We start from the raw sequence: 24,872 nt of genomic DNA, 5'->3' as shown, positions 1-24,872 counted from the left end.
CCAACTTTTCTACCAACTTGGTGACCCGCGTGCCTAAAGTAAGATATATACTTGAAAGTATCCGAAAGATTAGACATCAAAATCCTTAAATAGTTCATCTAGTTTTATATCTAAAGCCGTCGCAATTTTAAAAATATTATAAAGACTTACATTTCTTTCTCCCCGCTCTACTCCGCCTATATAACTTCTATCTAGCCTCGTAATAATAGAAATTTGTTTTTGAGAAAGACCCCGAGCTTTTCTTAAAGTCCTGACTCTTTCCCCGAAAATCACGGATATTTTATGCTTTTCTTCATCGCTCACTTTTTATTTCCTATTAAGTTAAATACCATAATGAAAATATCGATTTTAAAAACGTGAGATTTGAAGATTTGCATGTTTAGTCCAATTGATTATCTCGCCAAACACTTCGATTCTTTTTTTAAGCATTGAACTGTAGAGACGAAGTTGCCCAGAGTATTTGTGAATAGACGTCTCTTGAGTGCTCTTGTGATCTACTAGCCACCATCCACCATGATCTTCAAAAATTAAATCGACCACCCCATTTACAACTTGCCCTCTGTCATTTATTCCGTATATTGCAACCTCGCAGTTCCAATTTTTATAACCCTCGGCAATAGAGCTCAATTGCTGTTTAAAACTTTCCAAATGTTCGATCAAAATTTTAGTGTTTTCCTGATCTATGACGCAGCAGCGCTGCTTATGGAGAGCTTTGTAAAGTAACTTTGGTTGCATTAAGTAAACTTGATAAACCAGATGCACCCAGGTACCAAATTCATTGGCAGGCATATTTTTTGACTGCTCGAAGTTTAATGCCGGATTATAGATTGTAGTTTCAGAATTTACTTCTTCCGAGGCGCTTTGTTCATCGTTCAGCGAGGGGCTTGTACTATGCGTTATTTTATTTGCTTGACATCTCTTAAAAATTTTTAACTCAGTCTGCATGCAGGTATGATCGCGAGGTCCAGAGGTAGCAGTCGTAGAGGGAGCGATATGTGTCACCTCGCAACATTTTCTTCCAGCCTTCCTATTTTTCGAGGTTAGTAACGGCTCAACATTACTAAGCATGGATCCATCAGAATAGCCTTCCCAGCAAGGCAAAATAATCTGCTCACGCGCCCGCGTTAACGCAACGTAGAAGAGATTCTTGCTCGTTTCTGCCTCATCATTCGCCAGCAGCTCAAAAAATCGCTCTTTCGTAGGTTTGTTATCGAACTGAGGCAGTATCTGCACAAAGCTTTGCTGGAGCATGTTTTCAATACCGTCAGCCGGGTAGGCCATGGTAATGCTGGGGAATCTCGGCTCCCTGGCCTTCTCTGCATCTAAAACCATTACAACGGGCCACTCCAGGCCTTTGGATGAGTGCCAGGTTTTCAGCACCACAGCGTTTTCCGCTTGGGGGTCTGCACCGGGTTGTTCGTCGATGCTGTCTTTGTTCTGGTTCAGCCATACCGGAAAGGTGGAGGCGTTTTTGCCAGCGATGCCCATGGCGTTCAGGGTTTCAGGCTGCAGAGCTTCAAACTCTTCAGCCAGGCCGATGAGTTTGATGAGGTTAGCTCGATACTGAAGCCCATGGGGGTGTTTGTTCAGGGCTTCGAATAACTGCGCTTCTTCAATCAGGGTCAACAGCTGGTTTTTCACTGGCTGTTTGCGCAGGGTTTTCCCCAGCGGCTCCAGAAGGTTTTTAAGGCTGTGCTTTAATACCGATCTCGGATCGTAACTAGACAGAAGCTCGCTGAGCCTTTCGGTGCCGTGGCCATTCATTAATGGCGATGTAAGCAAGTCAAGCCAGGCGTAGTTGTCTCGCCGGTTGTTGATTGCTTGCAGGGCATTGAGTACCCATTGCACGGCCTCACAAGCCAGGAAGCCAGGCTGCTGGATTTGTACCTCAATGCCCGCGTTTCGCAACGCCTCTGCAAACTTGCCTAACCGGGAGTGGCCTCTGGCGAGTACCGCAATGTCGGAGCCGCGGATCGCGCGTTTTTGTCCGGTGTGGCGATCAGTGATCTGGCTGCCGCTGGCGATCAGATCGGCAAGGTGATTGGCCAATGCAATGTTGCCTTCAGCGGTAAAGCCGGGCTTGGGGCTTTTGGTGCTTGCGTTCAGGTTCCAATCATCTTTGCTGAATCGCAGTGCTTGTACGGCCGGCAAGTCGGATTGATAACCGGCCTTTGGAGTCAGCTCTTGGTATTTGCTGCCGAACAGAGCGGTCCCCACATCGTTAATGAAGGTCATCAACTCAGGGGTACTGCGCCAGTTATTGTCCAGCTCTTTGACGACATCGGCGGTCTGTTCCCCTTCGCTCAGCAGCTCTGCAAACAGCCGGCTGTCGGAACCCTGAAAACCCATGATGGACTGCTTTAGGTCGCCCACAATCAGGGTGTATTTGCTACTGGCCTGGAAGCGGCGCAGCAAAGCGTACTGCAGTGGGTTTGTGTCCTGGAACTCGTCGATGATCAGGCAATCGTAGTCGCCTGCGATTTCGCCCAGCCATTTCGGATGGGCTTCCAGCATGTCATTGGCCAGGTGCACCATGTCGCCGTAATCCACCAGGCCGGCTTGTTCTTTGGTGTGCTGGTACGCTGCCAGGGTTTCCAATACGCCGTTGATCAAACACTCGATGTGCTTCAGTGCATCATTCAGGGGCCCGGGGTGAACACTGAGTTTTTCAGCACCATTCCAGACCGGTTCGGCCAAATCTGCGCGTGGGTGTTTGTCCCGGATTTTTTTCAGCTTGTCGGTATATTGCAGGCTTGCCCAAAGCTTCCAATCCCGATCCAGTTTTTCCCGTGTGGCGGAATAAATGTCGTTAACGAAGGCGCGAGTATCGGCGTTGTTCCCCCACTCATCTTTGTGGCGGAGGGTTTGCTCGTCAGGGTATTCAGCCTTTACGGCTTCAATGGCTTGCCAAAGCTCATCCGCATACGGGGCGCCGTCTTTCTGAACGTGACCGTAGGTGTTCGTAATGGCGTCTTTTGCCTGCCGTAGCAGCGCCTCGGCCTCACCAGGTACTGTGTTGAAGCCTTTGCCCAGTGACCGGAGTTTATTGATCAGTGCGAGGATGGTATCGGTAAGCTGCTCGTCCGCTTCCTGGAAGTCCTCACCTTTGTAGCCGCCTTTATATCCGTAGTGTTCCAGGTCGTCCAACACAGGCTGGATAGCTTGTACCTGGTCCATCGCCTTGCGCAGGAGAAAGTCTTGCTCCTGTTCGGTAAGTTGTCTGGGTGCAGGTGATTTACCGGCTTCGTAGGCAAAAGATTTTAGTATTTCAAGGCCGAACGCATGGATGGTGGAGATATTGGATTTCTGCAGCAGCCGGGCCTCGGCCATCATCCCTTCTTTCAATAGCGCCAGACGAATACGGGTGCGCATTTCGTTGGCGGCATCAGTGGTAAAGGTGACGGCCAGCACCCGGTCGGCTCGTACGATGCCCTGTTTGATCCAGTTCGCAAGGGTGCTTTGGATGGTATAGGTTTTACCGGCTCCGGCACCTGCCTTGATAAGGGTAAGAGGCTGGGCAGGCAGAATCGCGGATTGGCTCATGCGTTGCCCTCCCCGTCACGGGTGAACCGGCTGATAACCGGGTTGTCTGTTAGTGCGTAGGGGGTGATGCCCCGGTCTTTCCAGTCTTTTTCATCGGTGCGTTCGTTGAGTTTGATGGTGCCACTATGCAGGTCATTCAGACGTTCCTGTACCAGGGTGACGGCGTCTGCCGATTGAGCGGTCAGGTCTGGCTCAGGCTGTAGCACATTCAGCTGGTCGCTGGGTTTCAGGGGCTGGTCCGTCAGCAGGGTGGTGTCGTTGAGGGTGTAGTAACCGCTCATGACATCACTCCCCCTATTTTGCTGTTGGTACAGCTCCCGATAGATCAGGGTTTGTAGCTCGTAGCCTTTTTCGAGCCGCTTTAAGCGGCTGCCATGCTTGGATGTTTTGTAGTCAACAATCAGGGTTTGGTTGCCATCGGTGAGCACGGCATCCACAAAACCCTTCAAAGGAGTGTTCCAAAGCTGGCCCTGCAGTTCCAGTTCCACGTTGGAAATGTTCCAGTCTTCTTGCTGGCACCAGGCGGCAAAGTCGTTCAGGGCACGATACACACTGTTGCGTAACCGGTTGCGTTTGAGCCGCCACTGGGGTGAATCCAGAAACGCAGCTTCTTCCTGAACCGACTGATTGAACAGGCGGTCGAACAGTGCCTCACTCCAGGCGTCGTTCTGATGTGTATAGAACAGTTCAAACACCTTATGGGCGATGGTGCCCTGCACGGAAATGTCCGGGGTTTGAGGCTCCCATTGTCGGGATTTGATGCCCAGCCGGTACAGTAGCCACGCCAGTGGAGACTGCATGAGTTTTTCCAGGCTGCTTGGCGATTCCGGTTTCGGGGTGCCGTCTTGATTCAGCCGGGCTTGCTGAATCAACTCCGGTGCCAGTTCCAGATCTTTCAATTCCGGGGGAACGGTTTGTTCAAGCGTAACCACAGTTTTACGAAGTAAAGGATGTTCAGCCTGTAATGCCGGCCTTTCCAGCTGTTCGGGGTCGAGCTTTTCGAGGGGCTGGAAACACAACGCCATATCCAGCAAGGTTTCGCTGGGTTCCAGGCTGGCACCTTGATGGTCGTTCAGCGATCGCAGGAAGGTAATGCGGCGATCGGCCCTTCGCATCAACTCGGAGAATTGTTCTTCCCAGAGTTTTTGGCTTTCTTCAACAGTCGGAATAGCCAACTGTGCGTCCGCTGCCAGCTGGTCCCAGCCATCCCGGTTGATCGTGCCAGTGTGTTCCAGTTGATAGCTGTAGTGGCCCTGGTTAAAACCAAGCACAAAGAGCTCGTCCACCTGGAGCGGAAGCGGCTCACCTTCCCGGATGATATTGATGGCATGCAGGTAACGGATGCGGTCTTCCTGGGATTCGAGGGTGGTTACTGGCGTTTGCCGGATGACGTTACTGATCTGGTCAGTGAAAGATTGGCTGTCATACAGACCCATCAAGCGCCGGGTGTTGCCCAGCAGAGTTCTCATGCGCTTCTTGCCAAGGCCTTTCATTCTCGGGCCTTGGGTGTTGTCAGCGATATTCTTGAGCCAATCCAGCACTGCAGCTGAATTTTCCTCTGGCTGGTTTTGAAGAAGACGGAGCATGGCCTCCTCTTCCTGGCTTGGCTCATTTCCAAGCGTAAGTTCATCGCCATTACCGAACCGCTCGGCCAACTTGTGGCCAAGACCTGGCGCCCAGGGCATTAGTGGATTGATGATGGCACTCATCATCGCCATGGGAATGTCTGGCTGAACCAGGCTTGTAAGAAGGTCGTGAATCAGTGAGGACTGCCAGTCGAACACGCCTGACTCGGGCCGCAGATTGCTGGCGATCAGCCCGGCATACTCAAAGTGTTTCTCCAGCCAGAGTTCGTAATCGCCTCCCCCGGGGACAACGACGGCAATTTTTTCCGGCCTGGTGCCCTGCTCCACTGCCGCCTGCGCCATGGATGTGACGGCTTCTACTTCCTGAAGGTGGTCACGGCAGGTTAGCCAGTGCAGGTTTGCAAGCTCAATAGAGGCCTTTCCCGGATCGAACAAGGTATTAGCGAACTGCTGAATCGGGCTGTTCTCATTCTCCGGGGCTGGCGAAGGAATAAAGCTGTATTTATCCGCCTCTGGCGCAAGCCAGCCTTTAGCGTTCAGTATCTCGAGGATCTGCTGCTGCCAGGGATAGAGTTGCCCAGTGTCCAAGGTCGGGTAGACATACACCGGTTCAATGCAAAGCTCTTGGTGCTCTTTGAACCATTGCTCGGCGAGTTGGTCCGGGGCTGGTCGCTCACCTATGCCTCGTGCGAGGCCGAGAAGATCGTTGTAATAACGCTGGTTGCGGTTAGCTGCCGAGGGTATTTCTTTGGGCCGTGCCCCCAAAGGCAAATGGTTCAGCAAGAATTGCAGACTGACTCTGAGTTCAGCGACTGTTGCCGGTTCATCCACCCGAATGCTTCGAGCCCAGAAGGCATCGCGCATGGCCAAAGCCTGTTCTTGCAGGGCGACGTCCCAGTCCAACTCCGACGGCTCGATTAGCCAGAGTTCAGCCAGAGTCTCTAGCAGTACGGAGAAACTGCCAACTTTTGTGCCCATGGTGTTGCGCTGGGCGAGAGCATAGCGGGTTTCACTGGCAGTTAGCGCATCGGGGACCAGGATGAAGTCCATTTCTTGTCCTTATTTTGATGTTACTGAACAGCGGTTTCTCCAAAACCTGCCTAACGTTATAACCGCTTGGTTTGTAAGCAGCAATTTGGATGCTGTTAATTCGTGTTAAAGCGTCAGGTATTCATATTTCTCAGGACAGGAACTTTGGGCCTTCCACCCACACAAACTTCTCTTTACTCAGCCGCGCTTCTCCATCAAAGCGGTATGCACATAACTTTCCGCCATGTTTGCCTGCCACACTGTAGTCCAGGCAGGCGATATGGTCACTGAGAGGCGCTGGTTCCCCTGTCATCCAGTAGTGGCCTACAAACACAGGCTTTTCTTCGTCGTAGCCCGGGAGGATGTGTTCTTCCATGGGGGTATGGGGAATCTTGTGGATTTCCTCGCCGGGCACCATCGCAAGGTCGCGGTATGTCAGCTCTCCGGATCTCCACCATTGGGAGCGGATGTCAGTACGCTTGTTACCTTCTTTGTCGAAAAAGTGCTTTCCTTCGGGAAGGGGGATCTCCAGGCCCTTGAGCAACGTCTCAACGATATTGAAAACTTCGCTTCCTTCTTGGCTGCTTTCATTCCAGGCCCGCTCCAATAGCCGGTTTTTGCCATCGGTGTACTTATCAACGTTTTTCAGATACTCCGGATGCCAACAAGCGTGAACTACCCGCAAGTCCGGCAGGTCCAGGTATATGGGCAGAGTTTTGAACCATTCGACCATGCTCTGATGTAGGTCGCTGCCCTCACCCACTTGCTCGAGAAACTCTTTGTGTTGCTTGAAGTTCTTTTCATTATGAGCGCGCAGGTGCTGGTCTGGATTTTCTGGATCTCTGGTTGCCCAGGCCACCGCATTGAATTCGTGGTTGCCCATAACAGCCAGGGCGTTTTCGCTCTCCACCATTCGTTGAGCAATCCTGACCGTTTCCACCTGTTCCGGGCCCCGATCTACGAAGTCGCCCAGAAAAATGACTTTGCGTTCCGGGTGCTGCCAGACACCGTTGATCTCCTGGTAGTCCAATTTGGTAAGCAGGGACTTCAGTTCAGTGGCATAGCCGTGGACATCACCAATCAGGTCGTACATGTTCAGTAATCCCTCCCTTCTAAATAAGACACCACCTGGTCCAGGCAGTCGGTATGTAATGAGCCATCCTCGAAAAAAGACTCGGCCAGCTCCAGGACAAGCGCCTGTTTCAGTGAAAACCCCTGCCGCAACCGACCCTCCACACCCTCTCCGATCCGGTCATATTCGTCAAAACAATCGTTCTCTTTGCAGCAGGTGTTCATCGGATCAAATTCAAACAACGCTCGGGAAATCATATGTGCTTTCAGTACGATGCTCATTCAGCCTCCTGTACGTTATGGTTTTAGTGTAAGGAGGTGTTGCGACAGATCATGTCGCCGATCCGGATTTAGGTAGTTTTTGTCCCGTTGAAGCAGAAGGCCCGGCCAATGGCCTACCCCATTGAAGCCAAACTCGTTATAGCTGTGGCTTCGAGCGCGTTGGTACGCGACAGATGATGCCGCAACCTGGTTGGTTGGGTTGCTCTGCAATAAAAAGAAAGGGATCTCAATGCGGGAAAAGCAAAAGATTGGCAAGATTCGAACGAACTTAGGGATCAGATAAAGTTATACAGCGTGTATAGAAACTGTAATGGGGTGAGCCTTTGATAATTTGCCGAGGTTGGGCGTCGCACTATCAAATAGGATCATCCCATACTCGATAGGTTCGCGGGATCCCTTTCACCCGCTCCTGCTCGGCTACATCTTGTTGAATCGTTTGCGCAATGCTGCGTATTTCTTGCTGGGTATTTTCTTTGAGGCCAACCCTCGTTTCTTTGCGCTTCAACTCAATTAAATCGCGCAAATCTTGCTCCATTTTCGGGCGATACAGCGTCTCCTGAGCATTGAGTGCCAAGTATTCAGCGCCGATATAAGAGGCAATAGAAGCACCTGTAACAGCTGCACCAACAACAGCAGCACCCGGCCCGGTGAAACTTGTTGCCGCAGCACTCAATGCGCCAGAGGTTGCTGCTCTGATCCCATGGCCTGCTACTCTAACGGTAAATTGCCTAGCGAAAACGGTGGCCGCCTTCACTCCCCCTAAGCTGGCCACTCTCGCGGCCAAACCAAAAGCGCCACCAATTACCATGGAATTTTCAACGCGTTCGATTTCCACCTGAACATCAGGAGCATCAGTTACTATACTGAAGTTGAGTAAGAGAATATCTGGTGTTAATTCTTCCGGCAATATCTCGGTACCGTGCGCTTGCAAGAACTTGTGTAATGAGTTTTGTGTTTCCTGTAATTCAGCCTTAACCAACTCGGTTTGTCGCTGGCGATATTCGCGCTCAAAATCCGCGAGGCTATCCAAAAATCCGCTCTCCTCGAGCAGCCGCTCTTGAATTTGCTTTTCTGACCATTCATCCAGATCCTTGGTAAGAGCGACATACATCCGCATGTAGCTTCCTGAAACCGAAAAATACCAGTCCAGATATGCATCTACGCCGTTTTGTAATTGATTAAAACTTTTGTCCACACCGCGTTCAGCGACCGGATCCAGCTCGCCAATCACATCACTTTCGAAAGCATCCGTTTCTCGTGAAAGCAGCCCAGCAAAAGTTTTCTGGCCAGACCGGTCCAGCACAACCTGATCACCCGATGCCGTTATATAGGCAAAGGAAGTGGGCGCCAACACGTCGCTTACATAACTATAAAGCCATTGAAAACCGAGAGTCAGCACAAGGCCCAAAACAAGCAGGGAAAAAATGATGCCTTTGTTAACCGGTCGCTTGCCGTCATTTATCTCAGAACCTGAATTCTGCGGTGTGTCGCTATGATCAGGCCCAAAAGTTTTTGCAACGTCATTCACTACTTTATCTCCAGCAGTCGAGCTTTCAGAGATTCGGTGCCAGCCAGCAATCGGCAGAAAGCCCAGATAAAAGCACATTGTGACAAAAAAAACAGAGTCCAGCCCATCAGGTTAAGGGTCAAAGGTGTACCGAGGGATTGGATAGCGTTCTGCATGGCCCAGTACTCCGTCAGCGTTAGGGCGAGAAACATTCGCTCCAGGAACGGCAGGAGGCCCACCCCCTGAATATGGCTAGTTCCAATCCTGATCATTTCAGGCCAAGCCATACCTTCGACATTTGGATGCGGTAGTACCTGGGCGAGAATTACAAAAAGAGTAATCATCGCACCAGCGGTGGGGAGGATACTCACTTTCCGTCCAATAGAAGCCAGAGAGTCCTCAACTACATGACTCTCTAGCCGCGGAACAAAGTAGCCTTTTGCCCAGATGAAAACGATAAAGCCGGTTAGTAGGACCAGCCAGAGCCCCCAATCCCCAGATCTGATATTTAAAAGAAGAATAAAGGCCAGGAAAGTGGCCACAGGCAACGTGACTAGCCACGACAGAAGCCCAACGGACAGTCGTCTGTGTAAAATGGAGTCTTCTTTAAGATACTGGCGAAGCCAGGCCCGCCTTCGCAACTTTCCCTGTTCATAGCCGGCCCTAGCAATGATGCCTATTACGCAAATAAGAAAGGGATAGAACATTAAATCTGCCACGTTGAGTGGCATCACTGCCCACGCAAACAGGGCGATGCCAACAAGTGCGTGGTGCACGTTGGTATTGATTGCTCTCTTCACTCTGCGAGCCCCAGCTGAAAACTGCCCTTCTCTAAAAAGACTGATGGCTAATGCTCCTGAGTTCCGGGTGTTGCCAATTGCGGTGGGTATCTCTAATCACGGTACGTCATTGGTTCTTAAGAAGGCTATTAGTGCTAAGCTGCGCGGCTCGCCTTCGTGATGACTTTCTGCTCCCCTTAAGAATGGTCAGGCGCAGATCAGCTGCCCCTTTTCTTTGATTCTGCTGGATCAACCTTCAGATTCCAAGATTTCTGCCAATTTCATAGATATGTTTCCAACCAGGACACAGGGTCCAACCCAATCGCCGGTCGTTGGAGAATCGCCAGACGTCTTTGGGGAGGTCCGGAAAGCACAGATGTTCGCAGACAACCTGCGCGAGTATGTGCTGGTTCAGGCGTATGAAGCCCGTGTCGCCCCAGATGTGAGGTTAGATGCCTCACGACTTCCTTTCGGGTATCTTTTGGTAAGCGTCCGGAAATCCCGCCTTGTAACTTTCAATATTGATTTGACAGCTCCCTAGAGATACCCGGAATGAATGGAGGAAAAGCGAGTGTGAGGGTGACTGCACGCGCTAATCCTCAATGCAAATCGCCCTGTGCCGCACTGCCCGGGCAGTCTTCCAGACCAGCATTGCTATCAATACGGTGAGCAATATCAGAAGAGCCATCCCCAGGCCTTTGAAGAATGGCAGGTGAAGTTGCTCGTACATCGTGAAAGTGGCAATAGTGATGGCCGCCATGGGAAAGGAGTAAGCCCAGGAAGACAGAGAGAACTCCAGCTTCAGAAAGCGTTTAACCTGCGTCATCAGCATCAGCGTCAGGAAGATGGACACGTAATAGAGGATACGAGCAAAGGCATTCAGCTCGCCAGTGAGCTGTAGCCAGGAAATAAAGCCCGCCGCCGGTGGTGCGATCAGGATAAACAGGGTTGGCAGCAGCTTGGCGGGCAGCGGCTGATGGAAGAGCATGCGGTAGAAAATAATGGTAAGTAGTACCAGCCAGAATATCAGGCCGATGCTGAAGAAAAACCATGAAATCTCTGGCGATGCATGACTGACGCCGGCAATGGGCACCAGAATGTTGCCAACAACAGGGATAAACCAGGCTGGATTGACGTGATCAACCTCGAAATGGGTCTGGTGCAGCCACATCGAAAGCACATGAAGAGTAAATGCCAGATGCAGAACAGCGCCCGCAGCCCAGCTTACCAGTGAAAGCGAATGGCTATAGGGCAGCAGTACCACGCTGATCAGGATCAGGTCGATGGAGACCGTGGGAAAAAAATTAAGCTTTATCGGATTTGAATATTCCGCCTTTACCTGATTCGGGTATTTCAGAATCTTGGTCAGGTAAAGTGCCAACAGAAGTACAAACGTAATAACAGTCAGAGCCAGCAAGACAAGGCTCGGCCGAACAGGAAGTGCCAGAAGGATTTCCGCATGATGCCAGGCCCCTGTGAACCCCGCCATTCCCATGACCACAGCAAACCAGGAAATCGGGAAATTCTGCAATCGCGAGGGCTGTACACCAGTCATCTATCCGCCTCTGGTTACTTAGGGACATTCTCAATGGATCTCAAAATCATCGATAAAACGGCCTCCGTCAATCGCATAGGATTCGTTACCGCCATGGACCAGATTTCTTCTCCGAAGCTGATTACCAGAGCAGGAAACGCAAGATCCGCCGCAACATTTTTTTGAAATGGATGGACGAACTGATTCTCTGGAAGCAGTTAGAAAGGAAGGTAGACTGTTATTGCCGCGGAGGCTAGAGCGGTCGGTCTCGATATTCTCTGGCTGCCATACTACGAGTTCGCTACATGTAGTTGTTCTATAACCTGAATGTCTGCCATCACACCTTGTTAGGCGCTCCTTGCTTCCAGTTATGAGGTAACAGCTCGTTGATAGCGTTGTTCTTCTGAGTTGGCAGCCAACCAACACATCTTTCAGGTAGGCATAGGGATCATGCCCGTTCAGCTTGGCAGACTGGATCAGGCTCATGACCGCAGCCGCACGCTGGCCACTGCGCAGTGATCCCGCGAACAGCCAGTTGCTGCGTCCCAGCGCCCAGGGTCGGATCTGGTTTTCCACCCAGTTGTTGTCGATGGGCACAGCACCATCGTCGAGGTAGCGCGTCAGCGCTTCCCAGCGTTTGAGGCTGTAATCCAGGGCTTTGGCCGTGCCGGATCCATCCGGCACCTTCTGTCGATGCGCCAACATCCACTGATGCAGTGCGTCAGCCAGTGGTTTGGCTCTGGTTTGTCGGATTTCCCGGCGCTTATCCGGCGGCAGGTCTTTGGTATCTCGCTCGATCTCGTAGAGGCTACCGATGTATTCCAGTGCTTTGGCTGCCAACTCGCTCTTGTTGGCTTCGTGCAGATCATAGAACTTGCGCCGGGCGTGGGCCATACAGCCGATTTCAGTGATGCCGTTGCCGAACCCTGCCTTGTAACCGGCGTAATCGTCACAGACCAGCTTGCCCTGCCAGTCGCCCAGGAAGGTGCGTGCATGTTCACCCGCACGGCTGGGTGCGAAGTCATAAACGGTGGCTTTCAGGTCCGAGAACGGCGTGGTGCAGTAAGCCCAGACATAGGCCTTGTGAGTTTTCTTCTTGCCTGGAGCCAGCATGCTGACTGGGGTTTCATCGGCATGCAGAACGTTGTGCTCCAGCAAGATGTTTCTCAGTGCATCGACCAGGGGCTGCAACTGGAAGCCACAGTTGCCCACCCATTCAGCCAGAGTAGAACGCGGGATCGTGAGTCCGGCACGGCCGAAGATGCGTTCCTGACGGTACAGCGGCAGATGATCCGCGTACTTGGCCACCAGCACCTGAGCCAATAGGCCGGCAGTGGGGATGCCCTTGTCGATTACCTGCGGTGGTACCGGTGCCTGGACCAGGGTCTCGCATTCGTTGCAGGCCCACTTGCCCCGGATGTGGCGCTCCACCGTGAACTCGCCCGGGACGTAATCCAGCTTCTCGCTGATGTCCTCGCCAATACGCTTGAGCTGGCAGCCGCAACGGCATTGGGTGTTTTCAGGTTCATGGTGGATCAGGGTACGGGGCAGTTCTGGCGGTAGTGGGGTACGCTTGGGTTGCTGCTTGGGCCGAGAGGCCTTCTCCTGCTCGGCCATCGCCTGGTCCAGCTCGGCTTCGATGGCGGCCAGATCGCTGTCGATCAGTTCGTCCAGCAGCTTCCCCTGAACCGCATCGAGTTGTTCACTGCGACGGGCGTACTTGTGACGCTTGAGGATGGCGACTTCGTGGGTCAGCTTCTCGATGATGGCGTTGCTGCGCACCAACGCCCGTTCCTTCCGGCCCAAGACTTGATCTTTGGCGTCCAGAGAGTCCATCAGTTCCGTCGCCAGGGCACGGAGCTGATCGGCAGAGAGTTGGTTGATGTCGGGGCGCTGAGTCATGCCGCTTAGTATGCCAAGTCCCTGTGCGGCAGGCGATTCGCGGTTCTGGCTATAGCGGCATTATGGCACTTGTGGTTACAGAATGGAGATGACGCCTTCAGCGCCAAGGCGTTGCCAGGGCAGGCCCTGAACCAGGGCAGATAACTGTTCCTCTGTCAGGCGCAGTTGGTCACCGCGCCAGGTTTCGCCCCAGTGGAACTTGCCCCGGTTCAGCCGGCGGGCACACAGCCAGATACCCAGACCATCGTGGATCAGCACCTTCATCCGGTTGCCCCGTTTGTTGGCGAACAGGTAGGCGCAATGGGGCCTGGCTGAACCGAACACCTGAATAACCCGGGCCAGGGCCTTGTCTGGACCGGCCCGCATATCCAGTGGTTCGGTAGCCAGCCAGATCTCATCGATACGGATCATCCCAATAGATCCCGCAGCAATGCGGCACACTGAAGGGCCTGCTCCGCAGGCCACTCCACGACAACCGCACCGCCGGCGCGGGGAATCTCAATGCGGATGGTGCTACGCTTGTCCGAGAACGATTGGTTGCTCGGTGCTGAGGTTGCCGCTGGCAGTTTGACCGGTACAAATCCCGGTGTTTTATCCGCCCGCTGCGCTTCACTCATCCAGCGCCGGACCATGTTGGCGTTGAGGCCGTTATCCAGGGCGATCCGGGAAACGGAGGCACCAGGTGCCAGGCATTGGGCGACAATCTCGGCCTTAAATTCCCGGGAAAACCGGCGGCGGCGCTGGTAGGGCTTGGTTACGCTTAAATCGTTCATATTAAGTGTCCACTAGAAAATAAGTGGACACTATCCTGACGGCGGCAGCGTCAGGCTCAAGATGGGATTACCGGACGGTTACATCTTTTGATCCAGCTGATGTGTTTGGTCGGCCTAAGGCATATTCTTTCTTGTAGCAACACCGTTCGCGCAAGAAGTCCTCGCTACGGGATTTGGGAATCGAAGAGACCTATTAAAGTATGTGGAAGGGATAGCTCCAAGAATTCGTTCCGAAACAGCGGTCCCAAGCATTTTCCACCACGTTGAAATAACAAATCTCTATTGGTCAATTTGTGTTAAAGAACACGTTTACCGGATCGCCAATCACCTATCTTTGATAGGCGTTGCGCATCTGACCTCAACCAAAGTTACCTGGCTGAATATGGCGTGAGCGCCAGGTTAAGGTAGAGAAAGAACAGCGACCGTACAACCAATTGACAACGAAGAAGCTCTCGCCATCTAACATCTGCGCAGATTATCGTTTTCGCCGATCAGTTAGTTAACTTGGATCGGGGCTTAGAGAATCTCCCACATTCTGGTCTGACCAGACCTCCGCGTAATCGTCCTCGAAAACAATCAAAACATCGTCGCCCGTAAGTCGCGCGTAGCTCTGCAAAGTAACCGGTATGACAAATGGGCAAGAAGCCTCCAGCGGAGTCGCATAGCCCAAGGCCACCCGTTGAAGTCGCCTTGCTTCAAAATCCACATTTGGCAATCTTTCGAACACGGTGCGAACCTTCTCCCACTTCTGCTCCGAAAACAGGCAAACTCCCCGAAAGCCTAGTAACGCTGTGGCTACCATAGAACCTGAAAGCATTGATTTGAATTCGGGAGCTAATTTTGAAATAGACTCGCGACTGAAAAGCAGTCCACATTCTGGACCGTAGTCAGGTTCGTCTGGGAATTCCGCATACGTCGAGGACACGCGATACGTGCAGCCGATTCGGTTTTTACTCCGCACATAAAACATGCTGTCCCCCCTCAATGCATGAAACCTATTGGCTGACCGATCACACCATCAATCTGCTGCGCCTGTTCAACGTCAAGCGCCTCCAACAGTCGGGCAGTGCGTGGTTTGAATCCCCTGAGCAGTAGGTTCTGAACGGCCGCTCGTACCAGGCCTGGCGTCAAATATTCAAAGGCGCTTAGTCGATCACGTGTAAGCTCACGGGCTTTGCCTTTATCTACCACGCAGGCCTCTACCAGGTCTTTCAGTTGCTCGGTGTTCAGATAACCGAACTCCACCTTCAGTTGAAAGCGGCGCAGTATGGCCTTGTCGAAGCTGTCAAACCGGTTAGTGGTCGCCAAGAATACCCCTTCAAATCGCTCAAGGCGCACCATGAATTCGTTGATGGCACTCACTTCCCAACTCTGCTGAGCCATGTTCCGGTTGTAGAGAAAGGTATCTGCTTCATCCAGCAGAAGCACCGCACCGGTCTTCTCGGCTTTGTCGAACATGGCGGCAATGTTTTTCTCCGTCTGACCGACATACATCCCCAACAGATCACTGCCGGAATTCAGCATGAAGGGCTTTTTCAAACGTCTGGCCAGCTCCTGAGCGTAGGCGGTTTTGCCAGCCCCAGGCGGGCCGTACAGGCAGATTCGTGCGGTGTCTTCTTTTCGCAGCAGGCGTTCCACGTTCAGGAGCGTTGGGCGTGTGTTGATCCACTCTTGCCGGAATTGCGGGAAGTCCTGTTTTGGCGTTTTGTGGAGAATCCGGGTCGGCCGGCCTTCACCCATTACGGAAAGCCGCTGATTCATCAGGGCTTCCAAACGTTGTTGGTTACGGGTGATTTGCCTGGTTGGCAAGTACTGAGCAACCTCAACCAGATTCTGGGCCAATGCCGGCGTCATCCAGGATTTCCGGGCAGCTTCTGCAATCCATTCCGGCGCCACAGGAAGAACGGACAGTGCCTGTTTGAGCTTTTCCACCTCTTGGTCGGACCCGGAGCCCTTTACCTCCACAATGAAGTCAAAGCGGCGCAGGAAGGCTGGATCTACCTCTCTGATGTTGTTGCTGATCCAGATGACTGGCGCCTGGTTTTCTTCAAGCAGTTGGTTGAACCAACCTTTAGCGAGCTGATCGGATTTACGGAAAGCATCTTCCATTTCATCAAACAACAGGACGGCACCCAGGCGATCCTCCAGAAACATCTGGGCCAATTTGGCGGCATCCAGACGAATTCGGCCGGTCATGGCACCAGCATGGCCGTCTTTGGTGGGCACTTCATACAGCGGAGCCGCCAGCTTTTCTGCCATTGCCCGGGCCAGCTGGGTTTTCCCGGTACCGGGCTTGCCATAGAGCAGAATATTTTTTCCCCGGGCTGTCGTCGTTAACGCATTTCCTAGGTAATCCAGCATGAGCTGCAGTTCCGGCACCCCCTGAAAATCGCCAATCTGATGTTGGGCGGTCGGCCCGGGCGGACATACATGGCGGAACAGCACTTGTTCGAGATCAGTGTCAGCCTGTCCGGTTTTGTCCTCCGAAACGGCCAGAACCAATTGTCCAAGCAAGGGGCCGGCTTCGATAAGATCCCATATATCACTGCCACGATTCGGCGCTTCAAGCAGTCGAATCTGGCACAGCATGGCCTCGTCATCCAGCGCCCGAGCAACCATGCGAGACGACTCCCGCATCGCTTTGGCCAACGCGTTGACCGAGTTGTTGAACTCGTTGATTTCCAACTCCCGCAGAACTTGTTTGGCCTGTGGGTGTTGCAGAAGCAGCAAGGCGTAGATCAACAGTTTGATCTCAACCAGATTGGGCTTGAGCAACTTTACAAGACTCGACAACAGAGGCTCGAAGGACAACGTCGGTGTTCCTTTGAGGGAAGCTGTTAGAGACTTTTCCCGCTTCCGGATGGCTTTAAGATAATCCTGGGTACCGGCTGGGGTGTCACCTTCCTGAAGCGGCTTGATCCCCAGGAACGCCAGGCTGTCTTCTGCGTTGAAGAGGTTAAGCGTATTCTCGTAGCTCGGAGTCAGGTACAACCGGCAAAGATAGATCTGAAGCAGCTTGAGGTCATCTTTTGATGCCGTGGTGCTTTGCTCCAGTTCGTTGGCTTCGTTGATCAGCTCTTTCCACAACAGCATATAGGTGGACCTCCCGATTCGTTGAAAGCCATTTTATCCTGCCAATGCGTCAGCTAGTGTCGCCTGGGGCTTTTAAGTTGCGGGAGAGGTTCGGAGTTACTGCAACGCAAACCCGTCACCCGGTGCACTGGATATCGTGCGGCGCTGGGTGGAGGGTTAATGATAGGATGCGCCGCAAATTAATAAGCAAGGGTTTTCATGGCGTTTCGTTTTCGCAGAACCGTCTCTATTTTCCCGGGTGTCCGGCTAAATCTTGGCAAACGTGGGGTCAGTGTTTCGGCAGGCCTACGCGGTGCCAGCGTCACACTGGGACGTAATGGTTTGTATGGGAATGTGGGGATTCCAGGCACTGGCTTGTCCTACCGTGAAAGGCTGCTTGAGCAGGACAAGGTCGGCACACGCAAGCGATCCAAGGCTGCCCAGCCCTCCCCCGAGCTTCCACCACTGGCCGGGGAGATCGCTCAGGTTCGGTTGAATACCAGGACCGGTGACATCGCTATTCTGGATTCCGCAGGCAATGACCTTGGCCCCGAAGCGTTCGAGATTGCCAAAACCCACGCCAGGGAGGATCTGGACAATACGCTGCAGCAGCAGGTCGATACTCATAACCGGATGATGGAGCGAATCGGGAATATTCATCTGGACACGCCCGCTCCCGATACCTTTCCGGCCATGGTCGCCGAGCCATTTGAGGAACCAGAGCCAACTGAGCCAGCACTCAGAAAGCGGGACTGGCTGGCGGTTATCTGTCCTGCCCGGCGTAAAGCCTTTGATGAGTCTAATGAGCGTAGGCGCAACCGCTATCGACAGGCTTACCAGCAGTGGCAGCAAGACAAGGTGCAGCAAGAGCGGCGGGAGGTTGCACGGGCCGGGATTTATGAAAAAGCCCAACGAGGCGATGTGACGGCCATGGAATCGGTGCTGGATGACCACCTGTTGGACATCGACTGGCCTCGCGAGACCGACCTTTCCTTTGAGTTGTCTGGTGAGGGAACAATGTTAATGATGGACGTGGATTTACCCGAGATCGAGGATTTCCCAACCACGGAACTACGTACCTACCAGCGTGGAGTCGGCGTCTCCGTCAAAGAGCTGTCTGATACCGCTTCCCGAAAGCTCTACATGGCTCACGTACATGGAATGGGGTTTCGCTTGATTGGCGAGGGCTTCGCCTGCGCGCCTTCTGTTGAAACGGTCGTTCTCTCGGCTTTCACGCAGGTCACCAATGCCGCGACTGGACGCGGGGAAGACAAGTATCTATACAGCGTGAAGGTGACTCGACAGGCCTGGAGCCAGATTCATTTCGGCAACCTGAGTGAGGTAGACCCGGTTGAAGCCCTGGCCGCCTTTGAGCTGCGGCGGGACATGACCAAAACCGGGATTTTTCGGGCTATTGAGCCTTTGGACGCGGACTACGCGCCCGGCCATGCTTGAGGACAACTGCAGTATCATCAACCGATGGTATGGCGCCCGCGCAACGATTCAGAATTTAAATTCTGGCCCAACGGAAAATACGTTGATATCCGTTTCCCCCAGCTCGTCCTCATCACCGATGTTCACCAGGTAATCCCAGTCCGCTCGGAGCCGAACGCTTTCCGAAACGTCATAACTGATTCCAAGGCCGGTCCTGAATGCGACGCCCGTGTCATCATCACTTACCGAGAAGGTCTGAAAACCGTTGCTGGCTGCTGCCTCGTAGTTCAATCGCCACAGCATAAGCCCCGCCTTGGTAAAGACTTTGAAGGGGCCCGATTCAGGCATACCAAGTTGCAGCGTTGTATCGACAAAATGGCCATTCACCGAGATCGCCACGCCCACGCCGCTAATGACACCGGAGGCTTCAACATCATCGATATACCGATAGCCAAACTCAAGATTTGCAAAATTGTTAAGTTCGGTGCCGCCGTGCACTCGAAAAGTCCCCGCACTGTCGTCGCAGGAAGATTCTCCGCCGCCGCAAAAATCCTCGACGGTTGCCTGGCCAGCAGAAATACCGATATAACCTGGTCGAGCTTCCGCAGCGAGAGCCGGCACACTGGCCATTGTGGCAATGGAAAGCAGCAAGGCTGATTTATTCAATTTCATGTCGACATCCTTTTTCGAGTAAAACGTCTCAATGGCGGTTTTGCCACCGAACGCAGGGTATACAGGTTAGTCGCAGGAAGCGACACATACGGTCGCGACAACAATATTTTCTGAGGGGTGCAGACTTATTTGCTTCGCTGTGTGCGGCTCAGGCCCCGCTCCAAAGTGGAGGCGGTCTCTTCACGCAGCCATTGTGGCTCAAGGATGTCGCAGTGGACCGCCTGTGCCGTCAGCCACCAGCGCAGGTCCTGGGTATCGCCCACGGTCACAGCGATTTCAAAGGTATTGCCATCAATTTCCGTAGTGGTTTGGTCAAACCCAAGCGGCGACTCAATCAGATGATTCAGGGCGGGTTTATCGCACCGAAGCCTGAGATAGACCGGTTTGGTGGAGTGGAGCATGCCCATTGCCCCGGAATGGATATAAAGATCCAGATCAAAATCTTCCGGCCTCTCAACGGGCTGTTCGACCAGCTCTCCGGCCGTTGCGCGGTGCAGTACCAGCTGACGAATACCCTCCCTGCCCTCAATGACGCCGATCAGGTACACGTTCGGATCGCGGAAGATCAGACCGAATGGGTGAACAATGATCTCCTCGGGTTCCGGCCAGTTGCGGGCCTGGTAGGTAAGTCTGCAGCGGAATTCCCTTAACAGCGCCTCAGTCACGGTTTCCAGAACATCGGCGTCGATGTTCGGTCGCAGACCTCCGAGGCCGCGGTTAATGACACGGACTCTGTTGGGCCATTCCCCCAGCGGGTTTTTCTCGCGCAGCAGGGTGCGATGGGCTTCATCGAAATGCGGTTTCAGGTGTGAAAGCGCCCGAGGCGGAAGCATGGGGCTGAGGTAGGCTTTGGCCAGTTCAAACGTGAGTGCCGCCGGTAAGTCCAGAGCGGGGATAATATCGATCGTGGCATTGCGGTCGAACGACCATTGAAATGGTCGGGAATTTTCGTCTACAAGCAGAGGAAAATCCGCGCTCAGCTTTTCCAGATCCCTTTGGATTGAGCGCATGGTTACCGGGAACCCATGCCCTTCAAGCCGCTTCGCCAACTCAGTGGTCGTGATGGTTTTGGGAGACCGGGGCACCATCCGGAGCATGGTCAAATAGCGGACAGCGGTGTTAGACATGAGCAGATCCTTGCCGGGCTTGATTGAGCGTATGCGACCTTTTATGTCGCGATACTCTACATCACCTTTGGCAACTGCTTCCAGTTCGTTGTGTATGCCGGCGACAGATGCTCCCGGCGCATTGCGTAAGCCGCCGGCCCGGCCTCCCGGGCCATACAGATGGAGGTACTGGATTTTCGATTGATGTCGTCCATCACGGCCATCAGCCGTACGGCCCTGTCATCCGTGATATCGGTTCCAACGGGTCCTTCAAATAGATCGGTTTGATGGCCTGTTTCGCCCACCAGCTCACTGAGCATGACCCCTGCCTTGGCGTATTCATACCCGCTTTGATACATGGACCGAAGCAGGTTCAGTGCCTGCCCCACAATGACGCGTGAGTCTTGAGTGGGGCTAACCAGGCGTAGCGAAGCACTTTTGGAGTACTGTGGGGCAGTCGCCCGGAACGGGTTGGTCCGGATGAACACGATCAGCTCTCCAGCATACTGCTGACCGCCTCGAAGTTTTTTGGTGGCTCTGGTGGCGTAATGAGACACCGCCTCCTCCAGGTCCGGCAACGCCTGAATCGGGTGACCAAAGGATCGAGAACACATAATTTGCTTCTTGGGTGGCGGCGCATCCTCCCAGGGCAGACAGGGAATGCCATTGAGCTCGCGGGCTGTTCGTTCCAGGACCACAGAGAAGCGTTTTCGCAAGGTTGCCGGCTCAGCATCCGCCAGGTGCAACGCCGTTGTTACCGACATGGCCTGCAACTTGGCTGTGAGCTTGCGCCCCACCCCCCACACTTCCTCGACAGGCACCCGAGCCATCAGCCGGCGCTGTCTGGCTGGGTCCGTCAGGTCAACAACCCCGCCCGTCGCGGGGTATTTCTTCGCGGCGTAATTGGCGAGCTTTGCCAGCGTCCGGGTTGGCGCAATGCCAACACAGACCGGCAGCCCTATGTTCTGGTATACGGTGTCTTTGACCTGTCGACCGAAGTCCTCGAAAGGCACCAGGGCGTCTATACCCTTCACATCCAGAAAGGCCTCGTCGATGGAGTAGACATCCACCCGGGGTGCCAAAGATTCCAGTGTGACCATGACGCGCCGGCTCATGTCGCCGTAGAGGATGTAGTTCGAAGAAAACACCTGGATGCCATAGCGGCGGATTTCGTCCTGAATGTGATGAGCCGGCACGCCCATTTTGATACCCAGTGCTTTGGCTTCTCTGGAGCGGGCCACTACACAGCCATCGTTATTGGAGAGCACAACGACCGGCGTTTGCCGCAGATCCGGACGAAATAACTTCTCGCAGGAAGCGTAGAAATTATTGCAGTCAACGAGCGCATAAACCTGCTTCACCCGGCTTGATCCTGTTCCCGATAACTGCCGGTTGCCGACAGTTTTCCTGTCATGGGCTCACTCCCCGCTTGAGCGAACGCACGACATTGGTCACGACACCAAACACTTCCAGCACCATATCAGCGTCAATGATCATCGGCTGATAGGCCGGGTTTCTGGGTAAAAGCCGGACTGGCGGTGGCGTCAGGTGAAGCTGCTTCACTGTCATTTCCGATTCCAGGCTGGCGATGATGATATCCCCGTGTTTGGCCCTGAGAGACCGATCCACCACCAGCACATCCTCCGGCAGGATGCCGGCCTCCACCATCGACTCGCCCTGCACTCGCACGAAAAACGTCGAGGCGGGGTGTTGAATACACAGCTCGTTCAGATCGAGGGTTTTTTCAACATAATCCTCCGCTGGCGACGGAAAGCCAGCCGAAACCCGCTCCAGAAACAGCGGTATGTTGAGCCGTGAGAAGGACGCGTAGTCACCAAGAAGAATGCAGGACATGCTTTACACCGAATACTGGTTGAATATACAGTATTTTGGAGAGCAAATCCGGCCGGGTCAACCCGGGGACGAGAACCATCATCTGTACTCAGCGTAATGCAGACTGCCAGGGTTGGCAGAAGGGGGCTGTATGAAAAGTGTGTTACTCATGTTTATCGGTGGACTGGTAGGCGGCATGATCGGACCAGTGGCAGCGTTGGTCGGTGCCACTGGAGGGTTTCTGATTGGGAGCTTAAGTTGTGCCTCAATCGACACGCCTGGTCAGCGAAATGATTCCGAATAAGCTCCAAAGCCTCATCCATAAACCTCGATCGATGGCCTCCAATAAACGTTGTTCCCAAGCCGACCAAAGCCCGTAGGCGTGCGTTTCCGATAGGCCCTGCGTTGATTGTCTGCCATGGCGCTCTGAGCATCCGCGTCCCGAACGTAGCGGGCCAGGGTCATAGCCGGCCTGGCGCCATACCGCGCGCCAGGGGAGGCGCAGGTCCAGATGTGGCGGAGTGCCAAGGCGGCATCATGATCCACCTTATCCAGGTATGCGAGGCCGGATGCGCAGGCCTCCAAGGTCAGATCGGCATGGTCACACAGTTGCGCGGCTGCGGTTGGCTTGCCTCGCACATCGTAGGTGTAGGTTTTGCCGATGTCGTGGAGCAAGCCTGCCACAAAGCCGATTTCCTGAAGATTTCGGGGCATTTCCGGCTCGTTGATCTGGGCCATTCGCAGTACGTTCTGGGCTACCTCCAGCGAATGCGACAGCAGGCCACCGGGTTCGTTATGGTGGTAGTTCTTACTCGCCGGGGCCTTCAGAAAGAGCTCCAACCGGTCCCGCCGCTCCAGTACCCGCTTGATGAAGATCTGCAAAGGTGTCGATTCCAGCATGCGCACGGCGGTAATCAACTGGTCCAGTGCTTCTGGCTTCGGGCAGTAGGTTCTCGGCAGGGTCTGCAGTGCCGGCAAGTGAGCTACGTCGGTCTGCCGAGGTCGGCGAATCTCGGTCAGCAAGATCTCGCTCTCTTGCGGGCCAACGCACACTTGCCCTTTCACGACCACCAGATCCATGTGGCCCAAGCGTTCCGGGATTACCATGGAGCCAACCACTGCCAGCACCACAAAATCACTGATACAGCTACTAAGGCGCAGCTTCAGGTACGGAATGCCCTCGTCGTCGAAGCAGGCAATTCGGCCAGTGAGGCGGTAGGTGCCTTTGAAGGTTTCCTGCTGAATCGGGCACAGTTCATTCAGTTTCATCACCTACCTCCTTATCGTTATCGATCACCCGGCTCTGGATCAGGCGCTCGAAGGCGCTGCCGTCCATGCGGGTCACATTCGGGATAAAGCGGGAATACACTTTGAACAGCATTTCGGTGGAGGAGTGACCCAATAACCGAGCCACCCATTCCGGATTCTCGCCGGAAGCCAGCAAAAGAGTCGCTGCCGTATGCCGGGTTTGATAAGGCCTGCGCTTCTTCAGTTTCAGAAATTCCAGTAGCGGATACCAGACACGCTTGGTCACGTTGTTGTGGTCCAGAGGCTGTCCCAAGCGGTTGCAGAACACAAACTTGCTGAGCTTGCCCGTGGCCTCGTACTGGGCCTTAAGCGCCTCGTATACCGGTCCAAACATGGGAATTTCCCGCTGGGAGCCATCGGTTTTGGTGTACTCGGTCTCCCCGTTGATCAGCGTTTCGCGAACCAGAATCTCACGCCTAATGAAGTCCACGTGCTCCCACTTCAGGCCATCGATTTCGCCAGTGCGCATGCCGGTGTAAAAGCGCACCTGATAGTAGTTTCGGTAGTCCTCCCGCACGTACTTGGTGATCCGCTCCACTTCGTCTAAAGAAAAAGGTTGGATGCTTACTTTCTTCAGCTTCAGCGGCTTGATATTGCGATACGGATTGGCAAAGTCGTAGCGCTCGGCACCTTCGGTCAGAATCATCCGCAGGACCGCCATGTGGCTGTTGATGGTTTTGGGTGCCATCTGGGCATTGCCTGCCCTGCCCTTGCGGCTCGCCAGTTTGTTGCGGGCTACCAGAATGTTGGCTTTGGTGATCTCTGTCAGGCGCTTTTTATTGAACGCCGGCTTGAGGGAGCTCTCGAGAATGGACTCGACATTGCGCAGATGGGAGGCGCGCCACTGAATTTTGTTTTCTTGCAGCCAGAGGTCGGCGAAATCCGAGAACAGCGGCGCCTGATCAGCCCCCTGTTCCGAATCAGCCATGACATTTGAAGCCCCAGCATTTCCGGATAATGCTCCTGCCTTGGTTAGCTTTTGCAGGTTCTTACTGCCCGGGAAAAATTCAGCGTAGTCGAAGTCACCAAGCAGCATCTTTGCTTCCATACGCTGCACCAACATCTCCAACTGCTTCCGATTCTTGGCAGTGTCGGTCAGCAATGTTTGCTCCCGACATCTCACCCCCTGGTAGTTGAAGTCAATAAACAACTTGTTCGTATCCTGACGCACCCTCACCTTAGCCATGGCAGACACCACCATTTGCCATTGGGATTGTCAGGTTGTCCTGAGCCCGGCTCAGCATGTCCTCTTCAATCACCTCCCAGATATAGAGAATCTTCCTGCCCCCGAAAGGACGGATGTAGTGTTTGCCCTCAAACAGGACGCTATCCTTTAAGCACTGGCGAATCGTGCGAGCGTCATACTTGATGCGTTCGGAGAGTTCTTCAGTTGTCAGGTAAGTGTTGTTCATGCGACTATCACCTTTTATCGTTCAAGCGA

At 53.6% G+C, this 24,872-nt stretch carries 19 protein-coding genes and 1 pseudogene; 1 reads left to right on the top strand and 19 read right to left on the bottom strand.

Annotated elements, in window-relative coordinates:
* Positions 1–69: 69 nt before the first annotated feature.
* From DIT72_RS14055 to DIT72_RS14000, 12 genes and pseudogenes are all read right to left on the bottom strand, one after another.
* Positions 70–303, bottom strand: a complete 234-nt coding sequence (locus tag DIT72_RS14055; protein WP_169449991.1) for a helix-turn-helix domain-containing protein — start codon at positions 301–303, stop codon at positions 70–72.
* Between the two features lie 45 nt (positions 304–348).
* Positions 349–3,543: a UvrD-helicase domain-containing protein gene (locus DIT72_RS14050; RefSeq protein WP_135955870.1), complete on the bottom strand. Its 3,195-nt coding sequence runs from the start codon at positions 3,541–3,543 to the stop codon at positions 349–351.
* Entirely contained in the window at positions 3,540–6,179 is a 2,640-nt protein-coding gene (locus DIT72_RS14045) for a PD-(D/E)XK nuclease family protein (protein ID WP_135955869.1), read from the bottom strand. The genes DIT72_RS14050 and DIT72_RS14045 overlap by 4 nt, the downstream gene beginning before the upstream one ends.
* A 130-nt stretch (positions 6,180–6,309) precedes the next feature.
* Positions 6,310–7,251 (bottom strand): metallophosphoesterase, encoded by a 942-nt coding sequence (locus DIT72_RS14040; RefSeq protein WP_135955868.1) that lies wholly within the window; start codon positions 7,249–7,251, stop codon positions 6,310–6,312.
* Between the two features lie 2 nt (positions 7,252–7,253).
* Positions 7,254–7,511 carry a hypothetical protein gene (locus DIT72_RS14035; RefSeq protein ID WP_135955867.1) on the bottom strand — a complete coding sequence of 86 codons (258 nt, stop codon included), beginning with the start codon at positions 7,509–7,511 and terminating at the stop codon, positions 7,254–7,256.
* Between the two features lie 355 nt (positions 7,512–7,866).
* Positions 7,867–9,039, bottom strand: a complete 1,173-nt coding sequence (locus tag DIT72_RS14030; RefSeq protein WP_135955866.1) for a hypothetical protein — start codon at positions 9,037–9,039, stop codon at positions 7,867–7,869.
* A complete protein-coding gene (locus tag DIT72_RS14025) occupies positions 9,039–9,818 on the bottom strand; it encodes a hypothetical protein (RefSeq protein WP_135955865.1) in 780 nt (259 codons plus the stop codon). The genes DIT72_RS14030 and DIT72_RS14025 overlap by 1 nt, the downstream gene beginning before the upstream one ends.
* Positions 9,819–10,389: 571 nt before the next feature.
* Positions 10,390–11,352, bottom strand: coding sequence for an SLAC1 anion channel family protein (locus DIT72_RS14020; protein WP_135955864.1), 963 nt, complete (start codon positions 11,350–11,352; stop codon positions 10,390–10,392).
* A 316-nt stretch (positions 11,353–11,668) separates the two neighbouring features.
* Positions 11,669–13,233 (bottom strand): annotated as a pseudogene (gene tnpC / locus DIT72_RS14015) (IS66 family transposase).
* 75 nt (positions 13,234–13,308) lie between these two features.
* The gene (gene tnpB, locus DIT72_RS14010) at positions 13,309–13,644 is read right to left on the bottom strand and encodes an IS66 family insertion sequence element accessory protein TnpB (RefSeq protein ID WP_048494323.1); all 336 of its coding nucleotides are present in this window, start codon (positions 13,642–13,644) and stop codon (positions 13,309–13,311) included.
* Positions 13,641–14,006, bottom strand: coding sequence for an IS66-like element accessory protein TnpA (gene tnpA / locus DIT72_RS14005; protein WP_135955863.1), 366 nt, complete (start codon positions 14,004–14,006; stop codon positions 13,641–13,643). Before tnpA ends, tnpB begins: the two co-directional genes overlap by 4 nt.
* Positions 14,007–14,987: 981 nt before the next feature.
* Complete coding sequence (locus DIT72_RS14000) at positions 14,988–17,099, bottom strand: ATP-binding protein (RefSeq protein WP_135955862.1); 2,112 nt, start codon at positions 17,097–17,099, stop codon at positions 14,988–14,990.
* Positions 17,100–17,297: 198 nt separating this feature from the next.
* On the opposite strand from DIT72_RS14000, the gene DIT72_RS13995 reads away from it, so the two are divergent.
* The gene (locus DIT72_RS13995) at positions 17,298–18,533 is read left to right on the top strand and encodes a DUF4236 domain-containing protein (protein WP_135955861.1); all 1,236 of its coding nucleotides are present in this window, start codon (positions 17,298–17,300) and stop codon (positions 18,531–18,533) included.
* A gap of 48 nt (positions 18,534–18,581) precedes the next feature.
* Here the strand turns inward: DIT72_RS13995 and DIT72_RS13990 are convergent, their stop codons facing one another.
* The 7 genes from DIT72_RS13990 to DIT72_RS13960 form a co-directional block, all read right to left on the bottom strand.
* On the bottom strand, positions 18,582–19,184 hold the full coding sequence (locus DIT72_RS13990; protein WP_135955860.1) for an outer membrane beta-barrel protein: 603 nt from the start codon (positions 19,182–19,184) through the stop codon (positions 18,582–18,584).
* 125 nt (positions 19,185–19,309) lie between these two features.
* The gene (locus tag DIT72_RS13985) at positions 19,310–20,311 is read right to left on the bottom strand and encodes a helix-turn-helix transcriptional regulator (RefSeq protein ID WP_135955859.1); all 1,002 of its coding nucleotides are present in this window, start codon (positions 20,309–20,311) and stop codon (positions 19,310–19,312) included.
* Positions 20,312–20,367: 56 nt separating this feature from the next.
* Positions 20,368–21,651, bottom strand: coding sequence for a translesion error-prone DNA polymerase V subunit UmuC (gene umuC, locus DIT72_RS13980; RefSeq protein WP_135955858.1), 1,284 nt, complete (start codon positions 21,649–21,651; stop codon positions 20,368–20,370).
* A 49-nt stretch (positions 21,652–21,700) separates the two neighbouring features.
* The gene (locus DIT72_RS13975; RefSeq protein WP_135955857.1) at positions 21,701–22,144 is read right to left on the bottom strand and encodes a LexA family protein; all 444 of its coding nucleotides are present in this window, start codon (positions 22,142–22,144) and stop codon (positions 21,701–21,703) included.
* Positions 22,145–22,438: 294 nt separating this feature from the next.
* Positions 22,439–23,392, bottom strand: a complete 954-nt coding sequence (locus DIT72_RS13970; RefSeq protein ID WP_135955856.1) for a TraI domain-containing protein — start codon at positions 23,390–23,392, stop codon at positions 22,439–22,441.
* Positions 23,379–24,617 (bottom strand): tyrosine-type recombinase/integrase, encoded by a 1,239-nt coding sequence (locus DIT72_RS13965; protein WP_135955855.1) that lies wholly within the window; start codon positions 24,615–24,617, stop codon positions 23,379–23,381. The genes DIT72_RS13970 and DIT72_RS13965 overlap by 14 nt, the downstream gene beginning before the upstream one ends.
* Complete coding sequence (locus DIT72_RS13960) at positions 24,610–24,843, bottom strand: hypothetical protein (protein WP_135955854.1); 234 nt, start codon at positions 24,841–24,843, stop codon at positions 24,610–24,612. Before DIT72_RS13960 ends, DIT72_RS13965 begins: the two co-directional genes overlap by 8 nt.
* Between the last annotated feature and the right edge of the window lie 29 nt (positions 24,844–24,872).

Origin of the sequence: Marinobacter orientalis, assembly GCF_004792665.1 — a bacterium.
Lineage (GTDB): Bacteria > Pseudomonadota > Gammaproteobacteria > Pseudomonadales > Oleiphilaceae > Marinobacter > Marinobacter orientalis.
Note: the sequence above shows the minus strand (reverse complement) of the source record. Positions and strands in the feature narration are given on the sequence as shown.

Coding starts and splice junctions, on each gene's coding strand:
- DIT72_RS14050 (WP_135955870.1), bottom strand. CDS start 3,543: ATGAGCCAATCCGCGATTCTGCCTGCCCAGCCTCTTACCCTTATCAAG.
- DIT72_RS14045 (WP_135955869.1), bottom strand. CDS start 6,179: ATGGACTTCATCCTGGTCCCCGATGCGCTAACTGCCAGTGAAACCCGC.
- DIT72_RS14040 (WP_135955868.1), bottom strand. CDS start 7,251: ATGTACGACCTGATTGGTGATGTCCACGGCTATGCCACTGAACTGAAG.
- DIT72_RS14035 (WP_135955867.1), bottom strand. CDS start 7,511: ATGAGCATCGTACTGAAAGCACATATGATTTCCCGAGCGTTGTTTGAA.
- DIT72_RS14020 (WP_135955864.1), bottom strand. CDS start 11,352: ATGACTGGTGTACAGCCCTCGCGATTGCAGAATTTCCCGATTTCCTGG.
- tnpB (WP_048494323.1), bottom strand. CDS start 13,644: ATGATCCGTATCGATGAGATCTGGCTGGCTACCGAACCACTGGATATG.
- tnpA (WP_135955863.1), bottom strand. CDS start 14,006: ATGAACGATTTAAGCGTAACCAAGCCCTACCAGCGCCGCCGCCGGTTT.
- DIT72_RS14000 (WP_135955862.1), bottom strand. CDS start 17,099: ATGCTGTTGTGGAAAGAGCTGATCAACGAAGCCAACGAACTGGAGCAA.
- DIT72_RS13995 (WP_135955861.1), top strand. CDS start 17,298: ATGGCGTTTCGTTTTCGCAGAACCGTCTCTATTTTCCCGGGTGTCCGG.
- DIT72_RS13990 (WP_135955860.1), bottom strand. CDS start 19,184: ATGAAATTGAATAAATCAGCCTTGCTGCTTTCCATTGCCACAATGGCC.
- DIT72_RS13985 (WP_135955859.1), bottom strand. CDS start 20,311: ATGTCTAACACCGCTGTCCGCTATTTGACCATGCTCCGGATGGTGCCC.
- DIT72_RS13975 (WP_135955857.1), bottom strand. CDS start 22,144: ATGTCCTGCATTCTTCTTGGTGACTACGCGTCCTTCTCACGGCTCAAC.
- DIT72_RS13970 (WP_135955856.1), bottom strand. CDS start 23,392: ATGAAACTGAATGAACTGTGCCCGATTCAGCAGGAAACCTTCAAAGGC.
- DIT72_RS13965 (WP_135955855.1), bottom strand. CDS start 24,617: ATGGCTAAGGTGAGGGTGCGTCAGGATACGAACAAGTTGTTTATTGAC.
- DIT72_RS13960 (WP_135955854.1), bottom strand. CDS start 24,843: ATGAACAACACTTACCTGACAACTGAAGAACTCTCCGAACGCATCAAG.